At 69.1% G+C, this 17,157-nt stretch carries 15 protein-coding genes; 11 read left to right on the top strand and 4 right to left on the bottom strand.

Going from position 1 to position 17,157, the window contains the following annotated elements; all coding sequences use genetic code 11:
- Positions 1-111 precede the first annotated feature (111 nt).
- From FB468_RS09745 to FB468_RS09725, 5 genes are all read left to right on the top strand, one after another.
- Positions 112-1,650: a phage tail protein gene (locus tag FB468_RS09745; protein ID WP_141887178.1), complete on the top strand. Its 1,539-nt coding sequence runs from the start codon at positions 112-114 to the stop codon at positions 1,648-1,650.
- Between the two features lie 217 nt (positions 1,651-1,867).
- On the top strand, positions 1,868-2,836 hold the full coding sequence (gene nrdF, locus FB468_RS09740; protein ID WP_141887177.1) for a class 1b ribonucleoside-diphosphate reductase subunit beta: 969 nt from the start codon (positions 1,868-1,870) through the stop codon (positions 2,834-2,836).
- Positions 2,837-2,999: 163 nt separating this feature from the next.
- Positions 3,000-3,221, top strand: coding sequence for a ribbon-helix-helix protein, CopG family (locus tag FB468_RS09735; protein WP_246055836.1), 222 nt, complete (start codon positions 3,000-3,002; stop codon positions 3,219-3,221).
- Positions 3,222-3,315: 94 nt separating this feature from the next.
- A complete protein-coding gene (locus tag FB468_RS09730; protein WP_141887175.1) occupies positions 3,316-4,092 on the top strand; it encodes an isocitrate lyase/PEP mutase family protein in 777 nt (258 codons plus the stop codon).
- A gap of 83 nt (positions 4,093-4,175) precedes the next feature.
- Entirely contained in the window at positions 4,176-5,897 is a 1,722-nt protein-coding gene (locus tag FB468_RS09725; protein ID WP_141887174.1) for a long-chain-fatty-acid--CoA ligase, read from the top strand.
- 133 nt (positions 5,898-6,030) lie between these two features.
- Here the strand turns inward: FB468_RS09725 and FB468_RS09720 are convergent, their stop codons facing one another.
- Positions 6,031-6,474 carry a TFIIB-type zinc ribbon-containing protein gene (locus FB468_RS09720; protein WP_141887173.1) on the bottom strand — a complete coding sequence of 148 codons (444 nt, stop codon included), beginning with the start codon at positions 6,472-6,474 and terminating at the stop codon, positions 6,031-6,033.
- A 62-nt stretch (positions 6,475-6,536) separates the two neighbouring features.
- Positions 6,537-7,736 carry an RsbRD N-terminal domain-containing protein gene (locus FB468_RS09715; RefSeq protein WP_170219697.1) on the bottom strand — a complete coding sequence of 400 codons (1,200 nt, stop codon included), beginning with the start codon at positions 7,734-7,736 and terminating at the stop codon, positions 6,537-6,539.
- Positions 7,737-7,948: 212 nt separating this feature from the next.
- On the opposite strand from FB468_RS09715, the gene FB468_RS09710 reads away from it, so the two are divergent.
- The 6 genes from FB468_RS09710 (at position 7,949) to FB468_RS09685 (ending at position 14,488) form a co-directional block, all read left to right on the top strand.
- Positions 7,949-9,301, top strand: a complete 1,353-nt coding sequence (locus tag FB468_RS09710) for an MFS transporter (protein WP_246055835.1) — start codon at positions 7,949-7,951, stop codon at positions 9,299-9,301.
- The gene (locus FB468_RS09705; RefSeq protein WP_141887171.1) at positions 9,298-9,684 is read left to right on the top strand and encodes a RidA family protein; all 387 of its coding nucleotides are present in this window, start codon (positions 9,298-9,300) and stop codon (positions 9,682-9,684) included. The genes FB468_RS09710 and FB468_RS09705 overlap by 4 nt, the downstream gene beginning before the upstream one ends.
- A complete protein-coding gene (locus FB468_RS09700) occupies positions 9,681-10,325 on the top strand; it encodes an RraA family protein (RefSeq protein WP_141887170.1) in 645 nt (214 codons plus the stop codon). The genes FB468_RS09705 and FB468_RS09700 overlap by 4 nt, the downstream gene beginning before the upstream one ends.
- A gap of 91 nt (positions 10,326-10,416) precedes the next feature.
- The gene (locus FB468_RS09695) at positions 10,417-12,111 is read left to right on the top strand and encodes a thiamine pyrophosphate-dependent enzyme (RefSeq protein WP_141887169.1); all 1,695 of its coding nucleotides are present in this window, start codon (positions 10,417-10,419) and stop codon (positions 12,109-12,111) included.
- 20 nt (positions 12,112-12,131) lie between these two features.
- The gene (locus FB468_RS09690; RefSeq protein ID WP_141887168.1) at positions 12,132-13,382 is read left to right on the top strand and encodes a M20 family metallo-hydrolase; all 1,251 of its coding nucleotides are present in this window, start codon (positions 12,132-12,134) and stop codon (positions 13,380-13,382) included.
- 44 nt (positions 13,383-13,426) lie between these two features.
- The gene (locus tag FB468_RS09685) at positions 13,427-14,488 is read left to right on the top strand and encodes an FUSC family protein (protein WP_141887167.1); all 1,062 of its coding nucleotides are present in this window, start codon (positions 13,427-13,429) and stop codon (positions 14,486-14,488) included.
- Here the strand turns inward: FB468_RS09685 and FB468_RS09680 are convergent.
- Both FB468_RS09680 and FB468_RS09675 read right to left on the bottom strand, forming a co-directional pair.
- A complete protein-coding gene (locus tag FB468_RS09680) occupies positions 14,481-15,701 on the bottom strand; it encodes a D-alanyl-D-alanine carboxypeptidase family protein (RefSeq protein ID WP_141887166.1) in 1,221 nt (406 codons plus the stop codon). The two genes, FB468_RS09685 and FB468_RS09680, sit on opposite strands and share 8 nt — an antisense overlap.
- Before the next feature lie 55 nt (positions 15,702-15,756).
- Complete coding sequence (locus FB468_RS09675) at positions 15,757-17,025, bottom strand: D-alanyl-D-alanine carboxypeptidase family protein (protein WP_170219696.1); 1,269 nt, start codon at positions 17,023-17,025, stop codon at positions 15,757-15,759.
- Between the last annotated feature and the right edge of the window lie 132 nt (positions 17,026-17,157).

The following is a 17,157-nucleotide window of genomic DNA, read 5'->3' as shown; positions in this document are numbered from 1 at the left end:
TCGCGCACGCTTTCGGCATATGCCGCGAACTGGCCCCGAATCTCCGGTGAAATGGACTGTTGGCCCGCGCGCGGAGGCGCGGCGCAACCGGATGGATGAGGGGGATCCAAGATGAACGGTCCAAGCAAAGTGCTCGCCGCGTGCGTGCTCGTTGGCTTGCTTTCTGGTGGCGTCGGCGCAGTCGCGGCAACGGCGATTGCGGGCGGAGGGGCGGTGCGCGAAGGATCCCCAATGCAGGGCTGCCTTGACGTATCCGAGGGGACACTGACGCTCGCCGATGCCGGGAGTGCCTGCGACAGCGACCTGGTGCCGGTCGCGTGGCAGAGCGACAAGCCTGCGACGGGCGCCGCGGGAACGGACGGCGCCGATGGGGCCGACGGCGCCGCCGGTGCTATAGGGAAGGACGGCGCGGCGGGTGCTGCCGGTGCCGCCGGTGCCGCCGGGAAGGATGGCGGCGCAGGTCAGGCCGGTGCGTCTGGGCGCGACGGCGCGGCTGGAAGAGTCGGATCAGCTGGTGCGACGGGTGCGGCTGGCGCTACTGGCGCGCCGGGTTCGCGTGGGGCGACCGGGGCCGCCGGGCGCGACGGTGCAACTGGCGCGAACGGCGCTGACGGCAAGGACGGCGCAGCGGGGCGCGACGGCATTGACGGAAAGGATGGCGTCGACGGCAAGAACGGTGCCGCCGGAGAGGCCGGCGCTGAAGGGCGTCAGGGCGACAAGGGCGACAAAGGCGAACAAGGCGAGCGCGGTGAACAGGGCCAGACCGGCGCCACTGGGGCGGCCGGCAAGGACGGCATCGCCGCCTGGGAGTTCGTCTCGGATTGGAGCGCCTCGGCGACATACACGGCGGGCCCCCCAACCTCGATCGTCACCTTTGGAGGCGCAACCTACGTAGCCGCACGTTCGTCAGTCGGGGCTCCACCGGCGGGCTCGCCTTCCGACTGGATCCTGATCGCCGCTGCTGGATTGAAGGGTGAACGCGGCGAGAAGGGTGAGGCCGGTGCCGCGGGCGCAGCAGGTAAGGATGGCGCTGATGGCTCAGACGGTGCTGATGGCGCAGCCGGCGCGCAGGGGTCTCAGGGCGCGCAGGGTATCCAGGGCCTGCGTGGGCTGACCGGCGTTGCTCCGTGGGTCTTCACCGGGGCGTACGATTCCGAGGTCGAGTACTCTGGCGTCGCCCCCGCGAGTGTCGTCGAGTTCGAGGGGTCGACGTACGTCGCCACTCGCGAAGAAACGTTCTCTGGCGTGGCGCCGACCGACACGACAGCCTGGGAGCTGCTCGCAGCGAAGGGTGCGACCGGCGCGACGGGTGAGCGAGGCGTGCCCGGACCGCAGGGGCCGCAGGGTGCGGCAGGCAACAACGACCTGCAAAAGCTCTTTGGTACGAACACACACCGGGCGGCCCCGGGCCATGCCACGGACTGCATGGTTGGCTCAGTCCTGCTGACCGCTGGTGCGGTGACGGATGGCCTTCCAGCCAACGGACAGATTCTTCCCGTGCAGGGGTACCAGGCGCTGTATTCGTTGTTCGGGACCACTTACGGCGGCAACGGTAGTACCACCTTCGGCTTGCCCGACATGCGAGGGCTCGCGCCAAACAATATGACGTACTCCATCTGCGCGAACGGCATCTACCCGCAGCGCGACTAGGCCACAGGATGTAGCGGTGCGTGCCTCAGTGCACCACAACATGTAGTCGAAGATCTCTCGGAGCGGCGCAGGCAATGGCCGGGCGAAACGGGTAGGATTTGAGGGCGCCTCGGCGACATTCGCGCACACAGCGCGGAGCCCCGAGATTGCCACCAAACTTCGTGTTTCGCCCTGGCCGGGCGTGCGGTGCGAGTAAGTGAGAGAGCAGAGGGAACCGATGAACTTCAAGCTGGGCCATGCAGTTCAGGCAATTAACTGGAACCGCATTGAGGACGAGAAGGACCTTGAGGTCTGGAACCGTCTGGTGAACAACTTCTGGCTTCCCGAGAAGGTGCCGCTTTCGAACGATGTGCAGTCGTGGGCGACGCTCACGCCTGACGAGCAGCTGCTCACGATGCGCGTCTTCACCGGGCTCACGCTGCTTGACACGATTCAGGGCACCGTCGGTGCTGTCTCGCTGATTCCCGACGCGGTTACGCCGCACGAGGAAGCCGTCTACACGAACATTGCGTTCATGGAGTCGGTGCACGCGAAGAGCTACTCCTCAATCTTCTCGACGCTCGCGTCGACGCAGGAGATTGACGACGCGTTCCGCTGGTCGACTGAGAACGCTGCGCTGCAGAAGAAGGCGCAGATCATCGTTGACTACTACGAGGGCGACGACCCCCTGAAGCGCAAGGTGGCCTCGACGCTGCTCGAGTCGTTCCTGTTCTACTCGGGCTTCTACCTGCCGATCTACTGGTCCTCAAAGGCGAAGCTCACGAACACCGCCGACCTCATTCGCCTCATCATCCGCGACGAGGCCGTGCACGGCTACTACATCGGCTACAAGTACCAGCTTGCGGTCGCGAAGGAGACCCCGGAGCGCCAGAAGGAGCTCAAGGAGTACACCCTCGCGCTCCTGTATGACCTCTACGAGAACGAGATCCTGTACACGCAGGATCTCTACGATCCCGTAGGCCTCACTGAGGACGTCAAGAAGTTCCTCCACTACAACGCCAACAAGGCGCTGATGAACCTCGGTTACGACCCGATGTTCCCGAAGGAAATGACCGACGTGAACCCGGCGATCCTTTCGGCGCTCTCGCCGAACGCTGACGAGAACCACGACTTCTTCTCGGGCTCGGGCTCGTCGTACGTCATCGGCAAGGCTGAGGCCACCGAGGACGAGGACTGGGACTTCTAAGAGTTCCTGACCGATGGCCGTTTGAAACGGCGGAGGGTCCCAGGTTTGCAGGAGATTGCAAACCCGGGACCTTCTTTTGTTTCAATGAGGTGCCGGCCTCGGAAGGCCGTGCGGAGGTCAGCGCCACTTATCAGCAGCTCTGAAGCGGCTAGTCACTGAAGAGGTGATTGCTCGACTCGTGAAGAACGCAGAGGAGGGGTTCCCTGGTGCGGCGTTCAGGGCCCCGGGACGACCAGCGCGCTCGGACGAGCCAACCCGCGCAGTGACTGTGCGATTGACCGAGTCGGAGCTCAACGCGGTGATGGCGCGCGCAGCTCGCGAGCATCGCACTCGTTCTGAAGCGATCCGCGCGGCGTTGGCCGAGTGGGCGCAGGAGCCCGCTTAAGCAGAAGAGTGTTCGCCAAGGGCCGAGCGCATTACCAGCAAGCCCACAGCGCGAGCCCTACCGCGGCACAGCGCCGGTTGGTAGCGTGGGCGGCATGACAACCCAGGCATCCAAGGCCCAGCGCCTCTCCGAACTTCACGCAGCCCCTGAGATTCTTCGCGTCGTCAACGTCTGGGACGCGATCTCGACGAAGGCCGTCGTAGGCCTCCCCGAGACGCGTGCGATCGCGACCGCCGGGCACTCGATCGCGGCGACGTTTGGCTACGCCGACGGGGAGATCCCGCTCGAGCTGACCCTCGACATGGTCGGGCGCATCGTCGAGGCTGCGGGGGACCTGCCGGTGAGCGCTGATCTCGACGCGGGCTACGGCGACGCGGGTGAGGCGGTGCGCCGCGTCATCGGCGTTGGCGCTGTCGGTGCGAACATCGAGGATCGGCTGCGGCCGCTCTCGGAGTTCGTCGCTGAGGTCGAGGCCGTCGTTGCTGCCGGCGCCGTCGAGGGCGTGCCGTTCGCGCTCAACGCCCGCACCGACGCGTTCGTGCGCGCGGGCGGGCGGCCGCTCGAGGAGTCCATCGCCGACGCGATCGAGCGCGGGCGCGCCTACCTCGACGCCGGCGCAGACGTCGTGTTTGTGCCCGGCGTGCTCGACGCCGACACCACGCGCAAGCTCGTTGAGGGGATCGGCGAGCGGAAGATCAGCGTGATCGGGCTGCCTGGCGCGCTCTCCGCGCGAGAGTACGAGGATCTCGGGGTCGCCCGCATTTCGTACGGCCCGATGACGCAGCGGGTCGCGCTGACCGCGTATCAGGATCTCGCGATCGACCTCTACCGTGATGGCGCGATCCCGGCGTCGGTGCGCGAGCTGAACTAGCGATCGGAGTGCCGCGCTTCCTGAGCCCACACGTGAGCGCAGGAAGCGCGGCACTCTAGCGAGTCGGGGATACCCTTAGAAGTATGCACCTGAATGAAACACGCGAGTGGAATCGGTTCTATGCCAAGGGCACGCCGATCGACATCGAGCCCGTCACGGGATCCCTCGCTGACCTGCTCGACGAGCGCTGCGCGCAGTGGGCTGACCGCGACGCGATCAGCTTCTTCGGCCGCACCGTCACCTACCGCGAGCTCGGCGAGCGAGTCTCCCGCGTCGCCCAGGGCCTCGCCGACCTCGGCGTTGGCGCGGGCGATCGCGTCGCGCTCATCATGCCGAACGCGCCGCAGCACGTGATCGCGTTCTACGCGGTGCTCAGGCTCGGCGCGATCGTCGTCGAGCACAACCCGCTGTACACCCGGGACGAGCTCGAGACGCAGTTCCGCGACCACCGCGCGAGCGTCGTCATCGCGTGGACGAACGTCGTCGAGACCGTGCAGTCGCTGCCGAAGGACCTCGGCATCGAGACCGTCGTCGCCGTCGACGTCACTCGCGCGATGCCGTTCGCGACCCGTGCGGCGCTGCGACTCCCGATCGCGAAGGCGCGCGAGGGCCGCGCGAAGCTCTGGGCAGAGACGACGGGCACCGTGCCGTTCGCGACCCTTGAGCGCGCGCAGGCACTCCCCGCGAGCCACCCGCGCCCGAGCCGTGACGATATCGCCTGCCTGCAGTACACCTCGGGCACGACGGGTACGCCGAAGGGCGCGATGATCTCGCACGGCAACCTGTGGGCGAACGCTCGCCAGGGCGCGGCCTGGATGCCCGACTTCACCCGCGGCGAGGGCTCGATCTACGGCCTCCTACCGATGTTCCACTCGTTCGGCGTGCTGCTGTCGATCATCTACTCGATTGAGACCGGCTCGCGCGCGGTGCTGTTCCCGACGTTCGACCCCGAGCTCGTTTCGCAGGCGGCGAAGCGCTTCCCGCCGACGTTCGTGCCTGCTGTGCCGCCGATGTTCGACCGTCTCGCCCGCGTCGCGCGCGACGGCAAGCTCGACCTCACGGGCGTCGTCTACGCGATCTCGGGCGCGATGACGCTTACCCCCGCGGTCGTGAACCGGTGGGAGGCGCTCGCGGGAAGCATGCTCAACGAGGGCTATGGGCTCACCGAGACGAGCCCGGTCGCGCTCGCGAACCCCTTCAGCGACGCGCGCAGGATCGGTGCCATCGGCATCCCCTTCCCCTCAACCGACATTCGTGTCGTGAACCCCGACCAGCCAACCGAGCAGGTTGAGCTCGGCGAGGTCGGAGAGCTACTCATCGCTGGCCCCCAGGTCTTCCAGGGCTACTGGAACCGGCCCGAGGAGACCGCCGCGACCCTGCTCGAGGGCGGCTGGCTGCGCACTGGGGATCTGGTCGTGCAGGATGAGGACGGCTTCGTCACCGTCGTCGACCGCAAGAAAGAGCTCATCATCACAGGCGGCTTTAACGTCTCGCCGAGCGAGGTCGAGCGCGTCGTGAACACGGTGCCCGGCGTCGCGGAGAGCGCCGTCGTTGGCGTCGCGCGCGGTAGCGGGGCCGAGATCGTCACCGCGGTGGTTGTGCTCGAAGAGGGCTCGACGTTTGACGAAGACGCCGCCCGCGAGACCGCCCGCGAGCACCTCGCCGAGTTCAAGCGCCCGAGCACCTACGTGGTGTGGGAGGAGCTTCCGAAGTCCCTCATCGGCAAGGTGCTTCGCCGCACGGTGCGAGACACGCTCGTTGCCGATCGCAACGCGGTGCGCGCGCAGGTGGATCCGGAGGCGTAGCCGGCCCCGGCCCTCGCCGCAGAGCGAGTTCCCTGCACAACACCCCCTTATCAGCCATGGATAAGGGGGTGTCTTGCCGGGTAGGGGTGTCCAGAGGGCGTGGCCTGTGGCCCCTGGCCGGGGGTACTCGGGGTCAGGAGTCGAAGATGTCGCCGAGGAACTCGAACGGGCTCTTCTTCTTGCGGTAGCGCGGGTCGCCGTAGCCGCCGCGCCCGCGGTCGTCGTAGCGGGGCTTGCGGTCATCGCGGTCATAGCCCCGGTCGCGGTCGTAGCCCCGATCTCGTCGATCGTAGCCCCGGTCCTCGTGCCCGCGATCGCCGTACCCCGATGGCTGCGGCGGGACGGGCTGCGAGTAGTGGTCGGGGAGGGGCGCAGCAGGCGGCTGCGGTGCCTGGTGCTGCGGCGCGGCCGGGGCCTGCTGAGCGGCGAACGCCTCCGCCTCAGCCTGGGCGCGCTCAAGGATCTTGTCGAGCTCTCCGCGGTCAAGCCAGATGCCGCGGCACTCGGGGCAGTAGTCGATCTCGATTCCCTGGCGCTCGCTCATGAGCAGGGTGGTTCCGTCACTGGGGCAGTTCATGGCTTCAGCGTAGAGAAAGCGGGCCGCGAAACACCTGAGACGGGGCCACTCTCAAGGCCGATTCAAAGGGACCCGCGATCAGGAGCGCCCGAGCCCGAGCCCGAGCCCGAGCCCGAGCCCGAGCCAGCGCCCGACAGCGCGATGAGCGCCCTGGCGGCGTCCCGCGGCACCGTCGGGTCCATGCCCGTGAGGTCGTGGAACGCGCGAAGTCGGTTCACGACGGTGTTGCGGTGCACGAACCCGGCCTCGGCGGTGTGCTTCACCGAGCCCGTCTCGCAGTACGCGAGAAAGGTCTCAACGATGCGGCCGCGGTCGCCGGGCGGCACCGCGCCGAGGCCCGCAACGGCAGCGGGGCTGAGGCCCGGGAGGATAGGCGAGAGCGTGGCGGCCGCGACGGGCGGCCAGAGCTCGTGCTCGTCGCTGAGTCGCCCGTCTGGGGCGTAGGGCGCCAGGAGGTGGGCGAGGCGCGCGGCCTCGGCAACCCCCGCGAGACCGGTGATCTCGTCGACCACGACACCGCGGATCGCCGCGAGCGGGTGCCGCCCGAGTACGTCGGCGCGCGGCCGCACGAAGAGCACGCCGTCGTCGAAGTCCCACACCAAAAACCGGGCCCGGGTGTGCTGCAGGTCGGCGACGAGTCGGTGGGCGCCAGCGGCGTCGGCCGACGGCACGAGCACCACCTCGTACTCGGCCTCAAGCGGAAGCCCGAGGTCGGCGGCGACGTCGGCCGCGACCTCCTCCGGGTGCTCCGCCGCGAGCAGCCTCGCGATCGCCCGCGTTTCGGCTGCGCGGGTGTCGAGCGCGAGGGTCTCAAGCTCGTCAAGGAACGCGACCTGCACCTCGCCGATGTAGTCCTCGACGACAGACAGCACGACCTCGGCGTGCGCGACGAGCAGCGCGGCGTCGCCCGCCGACACGACGCGGGTGAGCCCGGCCCAGAGCACGCGGTAGTCGAGGCGCACGGCCTCGAGCAGCCTGTCGCGATCGACCCCCTGCCGCGCGCGCCGCACGCCGAGCCTGCGGGGCAGGTCTTGGAGGTGGTCGGGGAGCGGTTCGCCCCGCAGCTCGGTGATGAGCAGGGTGAGCGTCTCGCGCGCGGTCGCGCGGATGTCTCCCGCTGAGATATCCTCGTAGCCGCTCCCGACGGCCCGCAGCCGGGCCACAAAGTCGTCGACGAGCGCGTCCATATCGTCGCGGAGGTCGGCGAGGGTCGCGATCCACCACTCGTCCGGGGGCGCGCCGCCCGCCGCTGTGCTCGTCACTCGGTTCCTCCCTCGGAAGTGCTCACTCCCATAGTATTGAATTTTTACACACTCGAAACGGCGAATTCGGGTGCATAACCGATCAAGGATGTGCAGATGCATAATCTGCGGGGTCAACCGTGTGCGAATGTCGATTGCCGCATTCGCGGGAACAAGCGAACGTTGATAGGTGGGCCAGCGACGTGCCCAACTCGTATTCCATGGAGGAAACAATGACTGCACAGCTAGCTACGGACGAGGCTGTCCCAAACGCACGCCTTGACCAGTCCAAGATGCGGAAGATCGCCACGGCGAGCGTCATCGGAACGACTGTTGAGTGGTACGACCTGTTCCTGTTCGGAACGGCCTCGGCCCTCGTCTTCAACCAGGTCTTCTTCCCCGACCTGCCCCCGGCCGTCGGCACGATCCTGTCGTTCCTGACGTTCGCGGCTGCGTACGTCGCGCGCACCGTCGGCGCGATCCTGTTCGGCCACTTCGGTGACCGCCTCGGCCGCAAGTCGATGCTGCTCGTCTCGCTCCTCACGATGGGCGCGGCGACCCTCGCAATCGGCCTCGTGCCCGACTACAACACGATCGGCATCGCGGCGCCCTTCATCCTGCTGACGCTCCGCATCATCCAGGGCCTCGCGCTCGGCGGCGAGTGGGGTGGCGCGGTGCTCATGACCGTTGAGCACGCACCCGAGAATAAGCGCGGCTGGTACGGCTCGCTCGTGCAGGTCGGCGTTCCGTTCGGCACGCTGCTCGCGAACGTCGCGTTCCTCATCGTCACCGCCTCGGTGTCGCAGGAGGCGCTCATCTCGTGGGGCTGGCGCGTTCCGTTCATCGCCTCGATCCTGCTCGTTGCTGTCGGCATCTACATTCGCCTGAACATCGAAGAGACCCCGAGCTTCCAGCAGGTCCGCGAGCAGGGCGCGAAGGCCAAGCTGCCGTTTGCGTACCTCATGAAGCACTACTGGAAGCAGGTTGTGCTCGGCGGCATCGCGACCCTCTCGACAGGCTCCACTTTCACCCTCATGGTCGCCTCGGGCATGAACTACGGTACGAGCGAGAAGGGCTTCTCGGCAAACCTCATGCTGTGGGTTGTGCTCATCGCTTGCCTCCTCGGCCTGTTCCTCATCCCGTTCTTCGGCAGGCTCTCCGATAAGTACGGCCGCAAGCCGATCATCGCCGCGGGCATCGCCGCCGAGGCACTTCTCGCGTTCCCGTTCTTCTGGCTCATCAACACCGGCAACACGGGCGCCCTGTTCCTCGCGTACGGCCTGATGATGGTCGCGTTCTCGGCGAACTACGGCCCGATCGCGACGTTCCTCGCTGAGCTGTTCGGCTCGAAGGTGCGCTACTCGGGGCTCTCGATCGCGTACATGCTCTCCGGCCTGCTGGGCTCGGCGATCACCCCCGCGGTCACCGTGTGGCTGCTCGACCTTACCGGTCAGAGCGACTCGATCGCCTGGTACATCGCCGCCGCCGCGGCGCTGTCGTTCGTCGCGCTGTTCCTGCTGAGCGACAACCACAAGCGCGACATCGACCGCGTCGGCGCGACCACGGCAATCTCGGTCGACCATTGATTCGGCGGATCGACTCGGCGCCGGGGCTCGCCCCGGCGATCGGACCCTACTCGCAGGCGGTCGTCGCGAACGGGTTCGTGTTCACGACCGGGCAGGTGCCGTTCCACGCGGACGGCACCGCGCCCGCGGCGTTCGAGGATCAGGTGCGTGTGTGCGTCGAGAACCTCCGCTCAGTGCTCGAGACCGCCGGCTCCGGCCTCGATCTCGTGGTGAAGGTGAACGCCTACCTCACGGCCCCCGAACAGCGGGACCCGTTCAACCGGATCTACGCCGAGTACTTTGGCGAGGCGAAGCCGGCGCGCACGACCGTGTGCGTCGACATCTGGGACATCCCGTTCGAGATTGAGTGCGTCGCCGTCGTGCGCGAGGAGGCATCCGAATGAGTCGATCCACCGATGAACTGATCGCGGCGCTTCGAAGCGTCGAGATCCCGACGCTCGGGCACTTCCTCGAGGAGGGATTCTGCGATCAGGATCTCCGCCCGATGAACAGCGGCCCCCAGCTCGTGGGGCGGGCCCGCACGCTCGATCTCACCGAGCCCGACGCGTTCGCCGTGAACCGCGCGCTGCTCGCGCTTGAACCGGGCGACGTGCTCGTGATCCGCGTGGCGGGTCGCGGGCACGCCCCGGTCGGCGCGGTCACCGCCCACGCCGCGATCGCGCAGGGCGCGGCGGGCATCGTCGTCGACGGCCCGGTCACCGACCAGGCCGCGCTGCGCGAGCTGCAGGACCGCCTCCCCGTCTTCGCGACGGGCCTCACCTCCCGCACGACCAAGCGCTCGGGCGCCCTCGCGGGCGAGGCCGACGGCGCGCTGGATCGGGCGATCGAGGTTGCCGGTGTTTCTGTGCGCCCGGGAGACCTCGTGCTGGGCGACGCCCAGGGGATCCTGATCCTGCCGCCCGAGGGCCCGGGCGACGGTGTCCTCGACGCCGCCCTCGCGTCCGACGCCGCTGAGCCAGCGCTCGTCGCGCGCATCGCCTCGGGGGAGCCGCTCTCGGCGATCCTCGCCACGGGCACCGACTGATCCGCCCCGACGCCTAGCCCCGCGCCCGGCCCCGCCGACCAACCGTTCGAATTCCGCGACGACGCGTCGCACCGCTTCACAAGGAGAGACCATGACCACGCAGCACGCACCTGACGCAGCACCGCACTCGGCAGGGCACCTCATCGTCCGCACGCTTGAGGCGCACGGCATCGAGCGCGTGTACGCGGTGCCCGGCGAGAGCTACCTCGACGTGCTCGACGGCCTGCACGACTCGGGCGTCGAGACGGTGGTCTGCCGTCAGGAGGGTGGCGCCGGCTTCATGGCGCTCGCCGAGGGCCGCCTCACGGGCCGGCCAGGCATCGCGATGGTCACGCGCGGCCCCGGCGCCGCGAACGCGATGATCGCCGTGCACACGGCCTACCAGGATGCGACGCCGCTTGTGCTGTTCGTCGGCCTCGTGCCCGTGAACGACCGCGAGCGCGACGCGTTCCAGGAGTTCTCGCTCACAGGCTGGTTCGGGTCGACCGCGAAGCGCGTCATGACGATCGACAACCCCGACAGGGCAGGCGAGCTCGTCGCCGAGGCGATGCGGATCGCGGCCTCGGGCCGCCCGGGCCCCGTCGTTATCGGCCTCCCCGAAGACGTGCTCGTGCTGCCGGCTGCCCCCTCAGTCGCGCTTCCGGTCGCTCCCCCCGCACCGGCTCCGCACCCCACGGAGATTGACGCGCTCGTCGGGCGGCTCGCGAAGGCTGAGCGCCCCGCGATCGTCGTGGGCGGCGACGGCTGGCACGACGGCCAGGGCGCTGAGCTCATGGCCTTCGCCGAGGCCGCCGGCGTGCCCGTCTTCTGCGACTGGCGCGCGTACGACGCGGTGCCGCACGCGGGTGGGGCATGGGCTGGCTGGCTCGGCTACGGCCGCACCGACGCCGTCGCCGAGGGCTACATCAACGCCGACGTGCTCGTCTTCGTCGGCTGCGGCCGCGCTGACGTACTGAGCGACGGCTACACGCAGGGCTTCGACGCCGAGACGGTGCTCGTTACCGCCGACCCAGACGCGACGATGCACTCCGGCCGCACCGACCAGCACGTGCTCGCAACCCCCGCGACGTTCGTGGCGGCGCTCACGGGCGTCGACGCGAGTGCTGCCCGAGGTGGCCGCGACGACGCCTGGATGGCCGGCCGCGCCCAGGCGCAGCTCGCGACCGAGGCCCACCGCCCCGACGCGTCGATCGACGGCGTCGTGCAGCAGATGGACTTGGGCGTCGCCTTCGGCGAGCTCGACGACCGCCTCGCGGGCCAGGCCGTGCTCACGTTCGGCGCGGGGAACGCGACGATCTGGGCGCACCGCTTCGTGAAGCACCTCGCCCCGGCGAGCCTCGTCGGTGCCCGCAACGGCGCGATGGGCCTCGCGGTCCCCGCTGCAGTCGCCGGCTCGCTCATCTTCCCCGAGCGCAACGTTGTCGCGGTCTGCGGCGACGGCGACTTCCTCATGAACGGCCAGGAGATCGCGACCGCAGTCGCGCACGGCGCGAAGCCCCTCGTCATCGTCATCGACAACGAGATCTACGGCACGATCGTGCAGCACCAGGAGAACCACTACCCGGGGCGCCGCTCGGGCACCCGGATGGCGAACCCCGACTTCGCCGACTGGATGCGTTCGTTCGGTGGGCACGGCGAGCGCGTCGAGCGCACCGAGGAGTTCGGCCCCGCGCTCGATCGCGCGCTCGCGGCTGACGCCCCCGCGCTCATCCACGTGCTCATCCCCGACACCGTGATGCCGCCCGCCTCGAGCGACGTCCCCGCAACCGGCATCGCCCGCGACTGAGCGATTCGAAAGGACAGACAGTGACTGAACAGACTGCACACGAATCGTTCCTCGCCGACTGGGCGATTCACTCGCGCTTCGGCGCGGTCGAGGGTACGAACGGCGTCGAGCGGCAGGCCGCGAGCGCCGCCGACGGCGAGCAGCGCAAGTGGTTCGCCGAGCTGCTCGAGTCGCGCGGCTTCACCGTCAAGCGCGACGCGATCGGCAACCAGTTCGGGCTCCTCGAGCTCGTGCCGGGAGCCCCCTACGTGCTCACGGGCTCGCACATGGACTCGCAGCCGACCGCGGGCCGCTTCGACGGCGCGTACGGCGTCATGGCCTCGGCCCACGCCTGCTTCCGCGTCGCCGACGAGCTGCGCGCGAACCCCGAAAACGCCAAGTTCAACCTCGCGGTCGTGAACTGGTTCAACGAGGAGGGCTCGCGCTTCAAGCCCTCGATGATGGGCTCGAGTGTCTTCACCGACAAGCTCACGCTCGACGAGGCGCTCGCGACGGAAGATCCGAAGGGGATCACGGTGCGCGACGCACTCGACGCGATCGGAGAGCGCGGCGACCTCGCGGGTCTCGACGTTGCTTCCTACGCTGAGATCCACGTGCAGCAGGGCCGCAGCATGGAGGAAGACGGGGTCACCATCGGCCTCGTGAACGCCACCTGGGCAGCCCACAAGTACGACTTCCGCGTGAAGGGTGAGCAGGCGCACTCGGGCTCGACGCTCATGGCCGACCGCCGTGACGCGCTGCTCGGCGCGGCCCGCCTCGTCGTCGCCGCGCGCGAGCTCGTCGACGAGTTTGAGCCGGAGGCACTGCACACCGCGTGCGGCGAGCTCACGGTGTACCCGAACTCGCCCGTCGTCGTTGCGAGCGACGTGCGGCTGCTGCTCGACCTCCGCTCGCCGAGTGCCGAGGTCATCCGCGAGGCGCACGAGCGGCTCATGGCCGTCATCGAGCGCGTGCAGCGCGAGGATCGCGTCGAGATCGAGATCGTCGCCGAGCACAGCTGGGATCAGAACCCGTACCCTGAGAACGGCGTCGCGCTCGCGCGCGAGGTCGCGGAGGATCTCGGCCTCACGCACGACCGGGTGATGACCGTGGCGGGCCACGATTCGACGAACATGAAGGATCTCGTGCCGACCGTCATGCTCTTCGTGCCGAGCGTTGATGGTGTCTCGCACAACCTCAACGAGTACACGCGCGACGAAGACCTCGTCGCGGGCGTCGACCACCTCACGGGCGTGATCGCTAGGCTAGCTTCGGGGGCGCTTGTCGCCTGACTGAGGCGAGTGTCTGGCCCCCGGAAGGAGAACCGGAGGGACGAATGAGCGAGCCGCGCGGCGCAGGGCACGTGCTCACCGCCGCACTCCGCAGCCTCTTCGTGCTCGCGCCCGGGCCGGGCCGCAGACACTGGATCGCGCTGCGCGCGGCGCTGTCGATGGGCGTTCCGCTCGCCCTCCTGACGCTCGGCGGCAGGCCCGACCTCGGGCTGCAGGTGAGCGCAGGCGCTTTCCTCGCGCTGTTCTTCGCCGGGAACCCCGCGAGGGAGCGCGCGCGGGCGCTGCCCGTGGTTGGGGCGGTGCTGCTCGCGTGCGCCGGAGCAGGCGCCGTACTAGCGCCGCTGGCGTGGCTGAGCGCGGTTGGTCTCGTTGTCGTCGCCGTGCTCGCGAGCGCGTTCGCCTACGCGTACCGGGTTGGCCCGCCCGGCCCAGTGTTCTTCGTGCTCGTGTACGGGCTCGCAGGGCAGATCACGGCCGTGCGCGATGGCGCGCGCGGGGTTGAGCCGCTCGCGCTCCTCGCCGCGCTCTCCTGCGGCCTCGCCTTCTCCTACCTCGTCGCGCTCGCGCCCCTCGCCCGCGCGGCGGAGCGGCGGGTGCCCGCCCGCCCGCTGCGCGAGATCCTGCCCGGCCCGTGGCTCGGACGCGGCGAGTGGCTGCTCGTGCTGCGCGTCTTCCTCGTGGTCGCGGTCGGCACGGCCGTGAGCGTGCTCTGGCTCGACCCCGCGCGGGCGTATTGGACCGTCGCCGCGGGCGTCGCGGTCATCGGCCTGAGCACCGTGCCAAACCACTCGTTCGCCCGCGGCCTGCACCGCACCCTCGGGACCCTCGTTGGGGCCGCCGTCTACCTCGCGATTGCCCCGCTCGCCGACGTGCCGTGGGCGTTCGTGCTGCTCTTGCCCGCGCTGCAGTTCGTGATCGAGCTCGTCGTCGTGCGCAACTACGGGCTCGCGCTCGTGTTCATCACGCCGCTCGTGCTGTTCATCGTGGGGGCGGCGACCGGCAGCGCCGACCACACCTCGGCCGCCATCGAGCGCTTCGTTGACACCGCGTTTGGCTCGGCGCTCGCGATGGCCTCGGGGCTGCTCCGCGAGCGGCGCGCTACCTGAAGAACAGCTCGCGCGGGTGGGTGAGGCGCCACCTGAGCGTTGGGTCTGTGAAGGATCCCTCCCGGTAGACCGGCACGACCGACGCGCCGTCGGGGCCGCTCAGCGTGATGGACTCGCCGCTCGGGTCAATCGTGCGCGTGAGCTCCTCGCCAGGCACGAGCACCTGGTCGACGGTCTCGTCGGCGCTGAGCTCGACGAACTGCCCGTCGACCGAGCTCAGCGTTCCCAGGTACTCACCGGCGCTCGTGACGGCGAGCCGCTCTGGCGCGTCCGCGAGGCGGTTGAGCAGGGCGCGGGCGTCGCGGGCGCGCTCCTCCTCGGTCTCGCGGCCGAGCACGACGGCGATGCGGGTGAGCTCGCGGTCGGCGTATGACCCCGTTGCGGCCGCGGCGAGGTTGTAGCCTGCCACATCGGTGTGCCCTGTCTTCACGCCGATGGCGCCGCCCATCGAGCCGAGCAGGGGGTTCGTGTTCTCGACCTCGCCGATGCCCCAGGGCAGCGTCGCGCGCTGCATCGAAACGATCTCCGAGACAACGGGATCAGACAGGGCGAGGCCCGCGAGCCGCACAATGTCGGCCGCGCTCGCGACGTTGCCATCATCCATGCCGCTCGGCTCGTTCACGACGAGCGACTCGAGGCCGTTGCGCTCTGCCCAGTCGGCCGCGGCCGCGACGAACGCGTCGTTATCGCCGAAGATCGAGTGGGCGTACGCGGTCGCGAAGTCGTTTGCGGACGGGACGAGCGCGAGCGTGAGCATCTGCTTGCGGGTGACCTTCGTACCCTCGGGGATGGGGAAGACGATGCCGTCGATCTCCTCGAGCGCAGCCTGAAGGTCGGTGTCGGCCTCCGTCCAGGTGTAACTCGGGCCGTCCTCGCCTGGTTCGAGCGGTTCGGCCTCCTGGCCAACGAGCACGGTGACGAGCTTCGTGATGCTCGCGAGCGGGTGCGCGGCCTCGTCGTTCGACCAGACCGTGCCGCCGTCGAGCCAGCCGACAGCGCTCGGTTCGTCGTACCCGTCGACGGCCTCCTGCAGCGGGGCATCATCGACCGCGATCACCTGCGTTGCGGGGACCTCGAGCTGCAGCGTCGGGGCGGGCAGCGGGATCGCGGCGCAGGCCGCGACGTAGCCGGCGCCGAGGGCGACGATGATGGCGGTGGTGATGCCGGCGACGCGGCGGCCGCGGTGTGCCCGAGGGGGATGTTCTGTGTGCATGTCGGTCCGTGCTCGGTGGTGTGAGTGTTTGGTCTGTGGGATCCCTGGGGCGTGTCTAGCCTGCCTGGCCTCCCCAGCCGAAGAGCTCGCTGGGATGGGTGATGCGCCACCATAGGTCGGGCTCCGGGAGCTCACCGTCGCGTTTGAGGGCGACCTCGATCGGGCCTGTGGGCGCCTCCACACGGATCGTGCCCGGGCTCTCCGCAGTCGCGGCGTCGTCGCGTAGCTCGACGGTGCGCTTGGTGGTTTCTCCGGGAAGCAGGGTGGTGGAGGCGGCCGACGCGGCCGTCACGTTGACCGTTGCGCCGTCGACGCCCGTGAGCGTGCCGATCTGCTCGCCCGCTCGGACGACCTCGACGGGCAGGGGAAGCTCGCCGATTGCCGCGAGCATTTCCCTGCCCGACTGCGCTCGGGCCTGCAGCGAGGGGCGCGCGAGCGTCACCGAGATCTTCACGACCTCGCGCTCGCCGGCCATGTCGCTCTGCGCGGCGATGAAGTTGAAGCCCGCGGAGTCCGAGCGCCCGGTCTTCACGCCGAGCATCCCGGGGAGCTCGCCGAGCAGGGGGTTTGTGTTCTCGATGACGCCGATGCCCCAGGGCATCGTCGCCGACTGGGTGCCGGTGAACTCAGAGATCGTCGGGTTGTTCAGCGCCATCCGCGCGATCCGTACGAGGTCGGCCGCGCTCGCGCGGTTGCCCTCGTCCATGCCCGTGGGCTCGACCATCTCGAGCGACTCGAGGCCGTTGCGTTCCGCCCAGTCGCGCACGGCGGCGACGAACGTGTCGTTGTCGCCGAACACGGAGTAGGCGTATGCCGCCGCAAAGTCGTTGGCGGAGGGCAGGAAGATGAGGGTGAGCATCTCGCGGAGCGTGACCTCGGTTCCGACCGGGATCGGGTAGGCGACGCCGTCGAGCGCGATGTAACCGTTTTGCCGGTCACGGTCGGCGGCGCTCCAGGTGTAGGTGCGGCCTTCGTCTCCCGGGGCGAGCGGCTCGCGTTCCTGGCAGACGAGCACGGTGATGAGCTTCGAGATGCTCGCGAGCGGGTAGACGCCGCCGTCATTCGACCAGACATCGTCGGTGTGGAGCCAGCCGATCGCGGTTGGGAGCTCCCGCTCATCGACGACAGCCTGCGGGGCGTCGGCGCGTGCGGTGATGGGCTCAGCGGCGGCCGCCTGCGTGAGCGTTGGTTCGGGGAGGGGTGCGTTCGCGGCGGCCCACACGTACCCGCCGGCACCGAGCAGCAGGGCAGCGGGGAGGGCCCACGCGACGACGCGAACGCCGCGCCCTCGGCGGGAACGGACAGTCGGGTCGGCGGTTCGCATGTCGAATAGCCTAGCCTTCGAGCGCGCCACATGTGGGCTTGCACAAAGCTGTGAAGTTGTGCCACTTTTGCCCAGTTGAAGGGCCGGTTTCTGGGCGAAGAATGCGTGCATCTTCAGGTGAGACCGGGCACA

Origin of the sequence: Leucobacter komagatae, assembly GCF_006716085.1 — a bacterium.
In the GTDB taxonomy this organism is placed as follows: Bacteria; Actinomycetota; Actinomycetes; order Actinomycetales; family Microbacteriaceae; genus Leucobacter; species Leucobacter komagatae.
This window is presented reverse-complemented; position numbering and strand designations above follow the sequence as displayed.

Coding starts and splice junctions, on each gene's coding strand:
- FB468_RS09730 (WP_141887175.1), top strand. CDS start 3,316: ATGACAACCCAGGCATCCAAGGCCCAGCGCCTCTCCGAACTTCACGCA.
- FB468_RS09700 (WP_141887170.1), top strand. CDS start 9,681: ATGAGTCGATCCACCGATGAACTGATCGCGGCGCTTCGAAGCGTCGAG.
- FB468_RS09725 (WP_141887174.1), top strand. CDS start 4,176: ATGCACCTGAATGAAACACGCGAGTGGAATCGGTTCTATGCCAAGGGC.
- FB468_RS09685 (WP_141887167.1), top strand. CDS start 13,427: ATGAGCGAGCCGCGCGGCGCAGGGCACGTGCTCACCGCCGCACTCCGC.
- nrdF (WP_141887177.1), top strand. CDS start 1,868: ATGAACTTCAAGCTGGGCCATGCAGTTCAGGCAATTAACTGGAACCGC.
- FB468_RS09695 (WP_141887169.1), top strand. CDS start 10,417: ATGACCACGCAGCACGCACCTGACGCAGCACCGCACTCGGCAGGGCAC.
- FB468_RS09745 (WP_141887178.1), top strand. CDS start 112: ATGAACGGTCCAAGCAAAGTGCTCGCCGCGTGCGTGCTCGTTGGCTTG.
- FB468_RS09680 (WP_141887166.1), bottom strand. CDS start 15,701: ATGCACACAGAACATCCCCCTCGGGCACACCGCGGCCGCCGCGTCGCC.
- FB468_RS09720 (WP_141887173.1), bottom strand. CDS start 6,474: ATGAACTGCCCCAGTGACGGAACCACCCTGCTCATGAGCGAGCGCCAG.
- FB468_RS09710 (WP_246055835.1), top strand. CDS start 7,949: ATGACTGCACAGCTAGCTACGGACGAGGCTGTCCCAAACGCACGCCTT.
- FB468_RS09675 (WP_170219696.1), bottom strand. CDS start 17,025: ATGCGAACCGCCGACCCGACTGTCCGTTCCCGCCGAGGGCGCGGCGTT.